This is a genomic window from Mycobacterium sp. SM1, assembly GCF_018361265.1.
Taxonomy (GTDB): Bacteria; Actinomycetota; Actinomycetes; order Mycobacteriales; family Mycobacteriaceae; genus Mycobacterium.
Genome location: NZ_JAFLNH010000003.1, coordinates 102,352 through 113,340 on the forward strand (window position 1 = coordinate 102,352; position 10,989 = coordinate 113,340).

At 66.6% G+C, this 10,989-nt stretch carries 12 protein-coding genes; 8 read left to right on the forward strand and 4 right to left on the reverse strand.

The features are described 5' to 3' along the window. Nucleotides 1-317: 317 nt before the first annotated feature. Both MSM1_RS13700 and ctaD read right to left on the reverse strand, forming a co-directional pair. Nucleotides 318-539, reverse strand: a complete 222-nt coding sequence (locus tag MSM1_RS13700; protein ID WP_213443178.1) for a DUF302 domain-containing protein — start codon at nucleotides 537-539, stop codon at nucleotides 318-320. A gap of 87 nt (nucleotides 540-626) precedes the next feature. Next, nucleotides 627-2,372 (reverse strand): cytochrome c oxidase subunit I, encoded by a 1,746-nt coding sequence (ctaD, locus tag MSM1_RS13705; protein WP_213443180.1) that lies wholly within the window; start codon nucleotides 2,370-2,372, stop codon nucleotides 627-629. Between the two features lie 262 nt (nucleotides 2,373-2,634). Here ctaD and MSM1_RS13710 point away from each other — a divergent pair, with 262 nt between their 5' ends. Beyond that, complete coding sequence (locus tag MSM1_RS13710; protein WP_213443182.1) at nucleotides 2,635-3,384, forward strand: metalloregulator ArsR/SmtB family transcription factor; 750 nt, start codon at nucleotides 2,635-2,637, stop codon at nucleotides 3,382-3,384. A gap of 67 nt (nucleotides 3,385-3,451) precedes the next feature. Here MSM1_RS13710 and MSM1_RS13715 read toward each other — a convergent pair whose 3' ends face one another. Continuing rightward, nucleotides 3,452-4,276 carry a class I SAM-dependent methyltransferase gene (locus MSM1_RS13715; protein WP_213443184.1) on the reverse strand — a complete coding sequence of 275 codons (825 nt, stop codon included), beginning with the start codon at nucleotides 4,274-4,276 and terminating at the stop codon, nucleotides 3,452-3,454. Next, nucleotides 4,273-4,875, reverse strand: coding sequence for a DUF2249 domain-containing protein (locus tag MSM1_RS13720; protein ID WP_213443187.1), 603 nt, complete (start codon nucleotides 4,873-4,875; stop codon nucleotides 4,273-4,275). The genes MSM1_RS13715 and MSM1_RS13720 overlap by 4 nt, the downstream gene beginning before the upstream one ends. Nucleotides 4,876-4,959: 84 nt before the next feature. Between MSM1_RS13720 and fdxA the strand changes: the two genes are divergently transcribed. The 7 genes from fdxA to pgsA all read left to right on the forward strand — a co-directional run bounded on the left by fdxA (nucleotide 4,960) and on the right by pgsA (nucleotide 10,984). After that, nucleotides 4,960-5,316, forward strand: coding sequence for a ferredoxin (gene fdxA, locus MSM1_RS13725; protein WP_213443189.1), 357 nt, complete (start codon nucleotides 4,960-4,962; stop codon nucleotides 5,314-5,316). Beyond that, entirely contained in the window at nucleotides 5,313-5,996 is a 684-nt protein-coding gene (locus tag MSM1_RS13730; RefSeq protein WP_213443191.1) for a metalloregulator ArsR/SmtB family transcription factor, read from the forward strand. The genes fdxA and MSM1_RS13730 overlap by 4 nt, the downstream gene beginning before the upstream one ends. Next, on the forward strand, nucleotides 5,993-6,418 hold the full coding sequence (locus MSM1_RS13735; protein WP_213443193.1) for a hypothetical protein: 426 nt from the start codon (nucleotides 5,993-5,995) through the stop codon (nucleotides 6,416-6,418). The genes MSM1_RS13730 and MSM1_RS13735 overlap by 4 nt, the downstream gene beginning before the upstream one ends. A 105-nt stretch (nucleotides 6,419-6,523) precedes the next feature. Next, nucleotides 6,524-7,423 carry an aldo/keto reductase gene (locus MSM1_RS13740; RefSeq protein ID WP_213443194.1) on the forward strand — a complete coding sequence of 300 codons (900 nt, stop codon included), beginning with the start codon at nucleotides 6,524-6,526 and terminating at the stop codon, nucleotides 7,421-7,423. Between the two features lie 210 nt (nucleotides 7,424-7,633). Then, complete coding sequence (gene thrS, locus MSM1_RS13745) at nucleotides 7,634-9,688, forward strand: threonine--tRNA ligase (protein WP_213443196.1); 2,055 nt, start codon at nucleotides 7,634-7,636, stop codon at nucleotides 9,686-9,688. Nucleotides 9,689-9,809: 121 nt separating this feature from the next. Continuing rightward, nucleotides 9,810-10,343, forward strand: coding sequence for an HIT domain-containing protein (locus MSM1_RS13750; protein ID WP_213444421.1), 534 nt, complete (start codon nucleotides 9,810-9,812; stop codon nucleotides 10,341-10,343). Continuing rightward, on the forward strand, nucleotides 10,325-10,984 hold the full coding sequence (gene pgsA / locus MSM1_RS13755; RefSeq protein WP_236056381.1) for a phosphatidylinositol phosphate synthase: 660 nt from the start codon (nucleotides 10,325-10,327) through the stop codon (nucleotides 10,982-10,984). The genes MSM1_RS13750 and pgsA overlap by 19 nt, the downstream gene beginning before the upstream one ends. Nucleotides 10,985-10,989 lie beyond the last annotated feature (5 nt).

Consider the following 10,989-nt stretch of genomic DNA (forward strand, 5'->3'; position numbering starts at 1 on the left):
ACCGCGATGCGACAGGGCCGCTCGGCGCGAACCCCCACCGCCGGCCGGCCCACGGCGCTAGCCGCATGAGCGGCCATCGCGACAGCCGGCCGGCACGAGGAATCCCCGCAGTTAACTGCGGGGGGCGTCACGTCTCGGGGGATGGCGACGGTGCGACCGCCGCATCGGTCACCTCGTCGATGGTGCGCGCGAGTTCCTCGATGGCCGCCCGGGCGTTATCCAGACCCACGTGTTTCGCGGCGATCACCCGCAGATCCCGGTAGCCGATCCGGACCCGGCCGGAAGTGTCTTGCCACGCCAGAACCTTGGAGGGTAAATCAATGGCAAGGGTCTGCTCGGCCTGTCAGTTGGGTTCCTAAACTGGGGTTGCCGAACAACAGCACCTGAGTGGGGGGCAAATCCATGCCGATCGCAGCGGCATTGGCGGCGTGATCGATCCGCGCCATCACGGTAAAGCCCCGTTCGGTGAGCCTGCTTTCCAGGCGATCCAGTGTCTCCGCAACCGGGTAGGGGCTCTGCTTTTCGACCCAGTCGGACATGTCCCTGCCTCCGGATTGCGGTTAAGGGCCCGGTTGCCGTCACCGATAGCGGACGTTGGTTCCCCTGCTTTTCACGCCCATCTCCGGTCAGTGCGCAGGTGTTGTCACCGTCGCTCGCAAGGCTGTCCGCCCGGGCGGCTGACGGGACCGGCCGACGTGCGCTTCGGCGCGTAGTCGTTCGACCATGTGCGGGTAGTGCAACTCGAACGCCGGACGCGCCGAGCGGATGCGGGGCAGCTCGGTGAAGTTGTGCCGCGGCGGCGGGCAGCTGGTCGCCCACTCCAGCGAATTGCCGTAACCCCACGGGTCATCGACAATCACCGGCTCGCCGTAGCGCCAGCTTTTGAACACGTTCCACACGAACGGCAGCATCGAGACACCGAGGATGAACGCGCCGGTGGTGGCGACCACGTTGAGCGGCTGGAAACCGTCGGTGGGCAGATAGTCGGCGTAGCGGCGCGGCATGCCCATGTCACCGAGCCAGTGCTGCACCAAAAACGTGGTGTGAAACCCGATCAACGTCAACCAGAAATGCAGCTTGCCCAGCCGCTCGTCCAGCAGCCGCCCGGTCATCTTCGGAAACCAGAAATAGATGCCGGCGAAGGTGGCGAACACGATGGTGCCAAACAGCGTGTAGTGAAAGTGCGCGACCACGAAATAGGAGTCGGTGACGTGAAAGTCCAGCGGCGGGCTGGCCAGCAGCACCCCGGTCAAACCGCCCAGCAGGAAGGTCACCGCGAAGCCGACCGAGAACAGCATCGGTGTCTCGAAGGTCAGCTGGCCCTTCCACATGGTGCCAATCCAGTTGAAGAACTTGATCCCGGTGGGCACCGCGATCAGATACGACATGAACGAAAAGAACGGCAGCAGCACCGCGCCGGTGGCGAACATGTGGTGCGCCCACACCGCCGTCGACAGCCCGGCGATGCTCATGGTGGCATAGACCATGGTGGTGTAGCCGAAGAGTGGTTTGCGGCTAAACACCGGGATAACTTCGGTGATGATGCCGAAGAACGGAAGCGCCACGATGTAGACCTCCGGGTGGCCGAAGTACCAGAACAGATGCTGCCACAGGATCGGGCCGCCGTTGGTCGCGTCGTAGATGTGAGCCCCCAGGTGCCGATCAGCGGCCAGCCCGAACAGCGCGGCGGTAAGAACCGGGAACACGATCAACACCATGATCGAGGTGATCAAGATGTTCCAGGTGAAGATCGGCATCCGGAACATCGTCATCCCGGGCGCGCGCAGGCACACCACCGTGGTGATCATGTTGACCGCCCCCAGGATGGTGCCCAGACCACCGACGGCGAGTCCCATGATCCACAGGTCGGCACCCACGCCCGGGTTATGCACGGCGTCGGACAGCGGGGTGTAGGCGGTCCAGCCGAAGTCGGCGGCCCCGCCCGGGGTGATGAATCCGGCGATGGCGATCAGCGCGCCGAACACGAACAGCCAAAACGACAGCGCGTTGAGCCGCGGGAACGCCACGTCGGGGGCGCCGATCTGCAGCGGCAGCACCAGGTTGGCGAACCCGAACACGATCGGGGTGGCATAAAACAGCAGCATGATGGTGCCGTGCATGGTGAACAGCTGGTTGTACTGCTCGTTGGACAGGAACTGCAGCCCCGGTGCGGCCAACTCCGCGCGCATCAGTAGTGCCAACAAGCCCCCGATGAAAAAGAACGCGAAGCAGGCGACGCAGTACATGATGCCGATCATCTTGTGATCGGTGGTGGTCACCAGTGTGTAGATCAGGTTGCCCTTGGGGCCCAGCCTGGCCGGAAACGGCCGGCGGGCTTCAAGCGCCCCCAGCGGGGGCGTTTGGGGCGTCACCCACTTGTCCCGGCTATGAGCGGGATCAGTCGAGCCCGGATGTGAGTGAACGGCTGCATCGGCCATCGCGCTTCAGGCTCTCATCGTACGGCTCGCCGCCGCTGTTATGCCGGCGCCTTGTCGGCGCCAGTCGCACCCGGTCGGTCGGCTATGGCACCCCATCGGTTCGTCTCCTATAGTGACGAACGGCTAACATCGCCTAATATCGATGAATAATATCCGCTAAATGTCATGAGCGGTAGATCGACGAGGGGACATCGGGATGGCGGTTCAGCCCAGGCACGGAGACCGGCGACCGCAGCCCGTGCCACGGCAACGCGACCGAGTGCTGGAACTGGTCCGTGAACACGGCGGTCCGGTCGATGCGGCACAGCTGGCGGCGCAGCTTGGGCTGCACGTGTCTACCGCGCGGTTTCACTTGGACACCCTATGCGATCAGGGATTTATCACCCGGACCCGCATGAGGCGGGCCGGTGTCGGCCGTCCCCGCACCGGCTACGTGGCTGTGCAGGGACGCCTTGACTATCAGGGTTTCGCTGAGATGCTTGCGCTGGAGCTGGGTGACACCTTGGAAACACGCCGGCGACGCGCTGAGCGGGCCGGGTGGCGATGGGCCGCTCGGGTTGCGGCGAGTTCACTGTGGGAAGATGTTGCGAGACAAGGCGTTGCTGATTCTTCCTCAGCGCGTGCAACCCTCGATCACCGAGCGGCGATGACCGCGGAGCTCCTTCAACGCATGGGATTCTGTCCTGAATTGACCCCGGCCGCGAAGTCGACGGGCGGTAAAATGCAGCGGACCATTCGGCTGCACGCCTGCCCGGTACGGGAGTTGGCGCGCGCCTATCCGGAGGTTGGCTGCGCGCTGCACCGCGGCTTGCTGCAAGGTCTGCTCGCCAATAATGCTGGAGCCGAAGGCGACCCGACGATGACGCCGCAGCCGGTGCCCCAGGTCGAACTCCACCCGTTCGTCGAGCCCGAACTGTGTGTGGTCACAGTGATCGCCGACAAGTGACCGTGAGGCGTCAGCCGGCCCCCTCACGCGGCCGTTCGCCGGCGTGCGGCTCACGGTCTGGGGCGAATCATCGAGCCGGCGCGCCGGGCTTGTGGGCAATGATCGCAACGGCGGTGAGCCGTTGCCGGTGGTCGCGGAAGGTACGGTGCATCTGAAGTATCCGCCGACGGGCATCGTGGTGGGTGAGCAGGTTCTTGGCGAATCGCAGCGCACCGAGAAGACCTTCGTCCGCGACCAGCCGCCGCGGTTCTAACAGCGCCATCGGGGCGGTCGCGACGTGGTCGACAACCAGCCCGTGATCTGCCAGTAGCCGGCGCCACTCGGCAACTGTCAGCGGGCGGGCGTTGACCTTGATCGCCCTGGCCAGCGACTGCCGCACGTCGGCCTTGACCGCATCGGGGATGGTGTCCGGTGTCAGCGCGAGTTCGTGGATGGCGTAGCGACCGTGCGGGCGCAGCACCCGCACCGCCTCGGCGACGATGGCGTGCTTTGACGGGTCGCCCTGCATGGTGAGCATCGCCTCGCCGATGACGACGTCGGTGCTGCCGTCGGGCAGGCCGGTGCCGGCTGCGTCGGTGACCCGCACATCGCCATGTCCGGCGACGATGCTGCGCACTGAACGCGCGGCGTCGGGGTCTTGCTCGGCCCCCAGATACGAACGGGGCTTGCGGGCCAGGATCTCGGCCGCCGTGCGGCCCAGCCCCGGGGCCAGCTCGAGCACGTCGGCACCGGTTACCCCGGCGTGGGCCAGCAAGGTGCGGGTGAGTTCGAGACCCCCCGGACGGAGCACCCGTTTGCCCAAGCGGGCCAAAAGCCAATGCCCTTGCACGGTGTCATCGGTGCGGCGTGCGGCCGGCAAGGCCGCTCGCGGAGCCCGTCGCCGACCAATCATCGGCCCGCCCGGCGCACCGCGGGAGTCAGGGGCAAAAGCTCGCGCTTTTGGTGCACCGTCAGGTAGCGCAGCCCGTCGCGGCCGGCGCTGAACTGCCGGCGCGACCGTCGGGGCAACCACAGCAGCGCACCGGGGATCAGGTCGATTGCTCCCCGTTCGGTGGCAAGGTGTCCGCTGCCGGACAGCACATGGATCAAGACGTCGACCTCGGCACCGGCGTGCATGTCGATCCCACCGCCGGCTGGCAGCGCAATGATGTTCGAGTCTAGGCCTCGGTCCGAAACGTCGAGCTTCCACACCACGCCCCGCAGGCCCGGCTCGACCGCGGCGACGTCGGCGGTATTCACCAGGATCCGGGGGAGTGGGGTAGCGGCGAGCTTGGTGATCCGGATCCGCCAGACCGCAGGTCCCCTTTCAAGGTATTCCCAGCGGTAGCTACCGGCATGACCGGCTTCGAACTCCTCGTGCAGGTGCTTGGGGTTGTGATCGTTGACCAGCACGAAGGACTGGCCGACCGCCAGGGCGGCATAGCTGGCGAAGATCGCCGGGTGCTTGTCCGGCTTGCCTAGCTGCCGGACGTCAAGCTCGGTGTCGGCCAATTCGGATGCCTTCCTATGGTTTTGGAAAAAGGATACCCTCGCCTTCCTAGTTTTCACAAATCGAGTTGTGTAAACTGCGTTGGCATGACGTACGTGATCGGGAAGCCCTGTGTGGACGTGATGGATCGGGCCTGCGTGGAGGAGTGCCCGGTGGACTGCATTTACGAGGGCGCTCGCTCGCTGTACATCCACCCCGATGAGTGCGTGGATTGCGGGGCCTGCGAACCGGTGTGTCCCGTCGAGGCGATCTACTATGAGGACGACCTGCCGGAAGAGCTGCAGCCGTACCAGGCGGACAACGCGGCGTTTTTCTACGAGACCCTGCCGGGCCGCGACGCGCCGCTCGGGTCACCGGGTGGAGCCGCCAAGATCGGCCCACTAGGCGTCGACGCACCGTTGGTGGCCAGCCTGCCGAAGGTTAGCGAGTCCGAGGGAGCGTGAGCGTTATCGCCAGGTCACCGGAGGAGCCTGCGGGCCGTCGTCAGGCGGTGCTGCGCGTGCTGAAGGCGGCCGGCACGCCCATGAGCATCGTCGCGATCGCCGGGGCGCTGGGTGTGCATCCCAACACCGTCCGCTTCCATCTGGACGCCCTGGTCAGCCAGGGCCAGGTGGAGCGGGTGCAGCCCGATCGCCAAGGCCCGGGACGCCCGGCGCTGATGTTTCAGGCGATCAGGCAGATGGATCGCGGCGGGCCGCGCCGGTACCGGCTGCTCGCCGAGATCCTCGCGAACGGGTTTGCCGCCGACCGGAACCCACGCGCCAAGGCGCTGGCCGCGGGCCGCGCCTGGGGCCGGCGGCTGGAATCACCGGGCCGGCGCGCGAAACGGATCGGTGTGGAGGGCTCGATCAATCGGTTGATCGGCGTCCTCGACGAGCTCGGTTTCGCTCCCGAGCGCCGCGACGCCGACGGGGAGAACCGGATTGGCCTGCGGCACTGCCCGTTTCTCGAGCTCGCCGAAACCCGCGGGACCGTGATCTGCCCGGTTCACCTGGGGCTCATGCAGGGAGCACTGGAAACCTGGAAGGCACCGGTCATGGTCGATCGGTTAGACGCGTTCGCCGAACCCGACCTGTGTGTGGCGCACCTCAGATTCCAGGGAGTGCCGGGAGCCACGGCATGAGCACCGCATCGGCGGTCGCGGTGGCTACCACCTTTGTCTGGCTGGGCATGGTGCTGGCCATCTCGTTTCTAGAGGCGCCGCTCAAGTTCCGCGCACCCAACGTGACGCTGCAGATCGGGCTTGGCATCGGCCGTCTGGTTTTCCGCGCGCTCAACAGCGTGGAGGCTGGTTTCGCCCTCGTCATCCTGCTGGCCGGCCTGGCCCGGCCACAGCCCCCGGGCGTCACGGCGGCGTTCGTCGTGGCCGGTGCCGCGCTGGCCCTCCAATTGGGGGCGGTGCGGCCCCTGTTGAACCGCCGCTCCGACAAGGTGCTGGCCGGGCTGAGCAGCCGCCGCTCTCGCAGCCACCACGTCTACGTCGGGCTGGAGGTGATCAAGGTGATCGCCCTGCTGACGGCGGGGGCTCTGCTGCTATCCGCCTGAGGTTCTCCAGCGGTTCTGGAAGTGGCTTGGTAAGTGGCTTGGTGGACTGGGTAATCCGCGAGGCGGCGCCGGGGGAGGCGGGCACCCGGGTCGGGTGCCCCAGCGATGCGCTCTTGGCGTACCGTCGTAGCCGTGAGCGCGCATCGCATCGCCCAGGGGGCGGGTACGTTAACCCTCGGCGGTGACCTGACGGTCAACCGGCTCGGCTTCGGCGCGATGCGCCTAACCGGCCCGGGTGTCTGGGGTCCGCCCGCCGACCGCGACGAGGCCGTCCGGGTGTTGCGCCGGGCGGTAGACCTCGGCGTCAACTTCATCGACACCGCCGACTCGTACGGCCCCTACGTCTCCGAGGAGATCATCCGGGAGGCATTGCACCCCTACCCGGGCTTGGTGATCGCGACCAAGGCGGGGCTGCTGCGGACCGGGCCGGATGTGTGGATCCCGCTGGGCAATCCGAGCTACCTGCGCCAAGAAGTCGAGATGAGCCTGCGCCGTCTGGGCGTCGACACCATCGACCTGTTTCAGCTGCATCGCATCGACCCCAACTTCCCGCTGGCGGACCAGGTCGGTGAGTTCCTCAAGTTCAAAGAAGAGGGCAAGATCCGTCACATCGGCCTCTCGGAGGTCACCGTCGAGCAGCTTCGGGCCGCACAGCAGATTGCGCCGATCGCCTCGGTGCAAAACCTCTACCACCTGACCAACCGCCGCGCCGAGCCGGTGCTGAATGTCTGTGCAGAGCAGGGCATCGGCTTTATCCCGTGGTTCCCGCTGGCCGCCGGGTCACTCGCGGCGGCGGACAGCCCGTTGCAGCGGATTGCCGCCGAGCATGCTGCGACTCCCGCCCAAATGGCCCTGGCGTGGCTGTTGAAGCGATCGCCGGTGATGCTGCCGATTCCGGGAACTTCCAAGGTGGAGCATCTGGAGGAGAACGTCGCCGCCGCTGAGATCGCGCTCTCCGACGACGAGGCCGAGATGCTGGCCGCGATCGGAGAGCAGAACGCCTAACGCGCGCCCGCGGGCCCGGCACCATGATCGGCGGATGGCCCGTGAGTGTGCCGACGGCACGGCCTCGCCTTCGTTCCGCCGGCCGACGGTACCCGGGCCGGGGAAGGCCCGGCACCGATAGCATGACAACGGTTGGCGCGCGTCCCCCCGGATCCGGAAGACGCAGCCCACGACACCGACCACATGCCCCAACGCGTTGGAGACGACCCGATGAGTGCCCCCGCACAACCCGCCGCTGCCGCCCCAATCCGGGTGCCCGCGGGCACTACCGTGGCCGAGGCGGTGCGGGCGGCGGGGTTGCCGGGCCGGGGAGCGCCCGACGCGGTCGTCGTGGTGCGCGACGCCCACGGTAGGTTGCGCGACCTGAGCTGGGTGCCAGACCGGGACACCGAGGTTGCCCCGGTGGCCGCCAACACCGAGGAGGGCCGCAGCGTCATCCGGCACTCGTGTGCGCATGTGCTGGCCCAAGCCGTCCAAGACCTGTTCCCGGGAGCCAAACTGGGGATCGGTCCGCCGATCACCGACGGGTTCTACTACGACTTCGATGTGGCGGAGCCGTTCACCGAGGAGGATTTGGCGACGCTGGAAAAGCGGATGCGCCAGATCGTCAAGGAGGGCCAGCTGTTCTCCCGGCGGGTTTATGAATCCAAAGAGCAGGCCCGCGCCGAGCTGGCCGACGAGCCGTACAAGCTACAACTGGTCGACGACAAGTCCGGCGACGCCGAGATCATGGAGGTCGGCGGCGACGAGCTCACCGCTTATGACAACCTCGATCCCCGTACTCGTGAACGGGTTTGGAGCGACTTGTGCCGCGGGCCGCACATCCCCACAACCCGCTATATTCCGGCCTTCAAGCTCACCCGTAGCTCTGCCGCCTACTGGCGGGGTGACCAGAGCAATCCCAGCCTGCAACGTATCTATGGCACCGCGTGGGAGTCGCAGGAGGCGCTCGAGCATCACCTGAAGCTGATCGAAGAAGCTCAGCGCCGTGACCACCGCAAACTGGGGCTGGAGCTGGACCTGTTCAGCTTCCCGGATGAAATTGGTTCCGGCCTACCGGTTTTCCATCCGAAAGGTGGCATCATCCGGCGCGAACTGGAGGAGTACTCGCGGCGCAAGCACATCGAGGCGGGCTACGAATTCGTCAGCACGCCACACATCACCAAGGCGCGGCTGTTTGACACCTCCGGCCACCTGAGCTGGTACGCCGAGGGGATGTTCCCCCCGATGCACCTCGATGCCGAATACAACGACGACGGGAGCCTGCGCAAACCCGGGCAGGACTACTACCTCAAGCCGATGAACTGCCCGATGCACTGCCTGATCTTTCGGGCCCGGGGGCGGTCCTATCGTGAGCTTCCGCTGCGGCTCTTCGAGTTCGGCACCGTGTACCGCTACGAAAAATCCGGGGTGGTGCACGGATTGACCAGGGCGCGCGGGTTCACCATGGACGACTCGCACATTTTCTGCACCCGCGAGCAGATGCGCGACGAACTGGCGTCACTGCTGCGGTTCGTGCTCGAGCTGCTCCGCGACTACGGGCTGACCGACTTTTATCTCGAGCTCTCCACGAGGGACGAGCAGAAGTTTGTCGGGTCGGAGGCGGTCTGGGAGGCGGCCACCACCACGCTGGCGGAAGTCGCGCAGGCGTCCGGGCTGGAGCTGGTGTCCGACCCGGGCGGCGCGGCGTTCTACGGCCCAAAGATTTCCGTGCAGGCCCGTGACGCGCTGGGGCGCAACTGGCAGATGTCGACCATCCAGTTGGACTTCAACACCCCGGAGCGTTTCGAGCTAGAGTACACCGCCGCCGATGGCAGCCGGCAACGGCCGGTGATGATCCACCGTGCGCTGTTCGGCTCGATCGAGCGGTTCTTCGGCATTCTCACCGAGCATTACGCCGGAGCGTTTCCCGCGTGGCTTGCGCCGGTGCAGGTGGTCGGCATTCCGGTCGCCGACACTCACATACCGTATCTGGAAAATGTAGCCGCGGAGCTGAAGTCGCACGGTGTGCGAGCCGAGGTCGACACCAGCGATGACCGGATGGCGAAAAAGATCGTGCACCATACCAACCAGAAGGTGCCGTTCATGCTGCTGGCCGGTGACCGTGACGTCCGTGCCGGCGCGGTGAGCTTTAGGTTTCCCGACCGTACCCAGATCAACGGCGTGGCCGCCGATGAGGCGATCGCAGCCATCGTGAAGTGGATTGCCGACCGCCAAAACGTTACCCCCACAGCCGATCTGGTGAAAGTAGCCAGTCGTGAATGACGAGGACCTCGCGGGCGCGGATCGCAACACGGACGAACGCACGATCATCGACTCCGCTAGCGGCGGCGGGGAGCAGCGCCGGCGCGGGCACTGCGACGCCGGCGCCCCAGAGCCGGCGAGCATCATCGACAGGGGCGTCGGCGAACCCGATCACCTGCAGCGGCTATGGACACCGTATCGAATGAGCTATCTGGCCGAAGCGCCGCTGCGGCGCGACAACTCCTCCCCCGCGCAGCCGTTCACCGACATTCCGCAGCTCCCCGACGAGGATGGTCTGGTGGTGGCCCGGGGCGAGCAGGTCTACGCGGTGCTCAACCTCTACCCGTATAACCCCGGCCACCTGATGATCGTGCCCTACCGGCGGGTATCCGAGCTGGAGGACCTCACCGAGAAAGAGAGTGCCGAACTGATGGCGTTCATCCAGAAAGCGATCCGCGTGATCAAGGCGGTGTCCCGGCCACACGGCTTTAACGTCGGCCTGAACCTGGGGACATCGGCGGGTGGCTCGCTGGCGGAGCACCTGCACGTGCACGTCGTCCCGCGGTGGGGCGGCGACGCCAACTTCATCACCATCATCGGCGACTCGAAGGTGATCCCGCAGCTGCTCCGTGACACCCGCCGCCTGCTGGCCGCCGAATGGGAACGGCAACCGTGAGTAGGCTGCGACTGGCCCGGACGGCCTTCACCGGTGTCACCACACCGGTGGCGCGGGCGTTGCTGCGGGCCGGTTTCACCGCGGACGGCGTCACCATCGTCGGCACCGCCGCGGCAGTCCTGGCGGCGCTGACGCTTTTTCCGACCGGCCGCCTGTTCGCCGGCACGCTGGTGGTGTGGTTCTTCGTGCATTTCGACATGCTCGACGGGGCGATGGCCCGGGAAAGCGGCGGCGGCAGCGGGTTCGGCGCGGTGCTGGACGCTACGTGCGACCGCATCAGCGACGGGGCGGTGTTCAGTGGACTGGCGTGGTGGGCGGCCTTCGGGCTGCGCAGCACCTCGCTGGCCGCGGCGACGTTGATCTGCCTGGTCACCTCACAGGTGATCTCCTACATCAAGGCCCGGGCCGAAGCCAGTGGGCTGCGCGGCGACCGCGGCCTGATCGAACGCCCGGAGCGGTTGATCATCGTGTTGGTCGGCGCCGGGCTGTCGGATCTGCCGGCCTTTCCGCTGCCGTGGGCGCTGCCCGTGGCGATGTGGGTGCTCGCGGTGGCCAGCGTGATCACCGTCATCCAGCGGCTGCACACCGTGCGGATCTCACCCGGGGCCGCCGATCCGCTCTGCTCGGACGGCGAGCGGTGATCTCG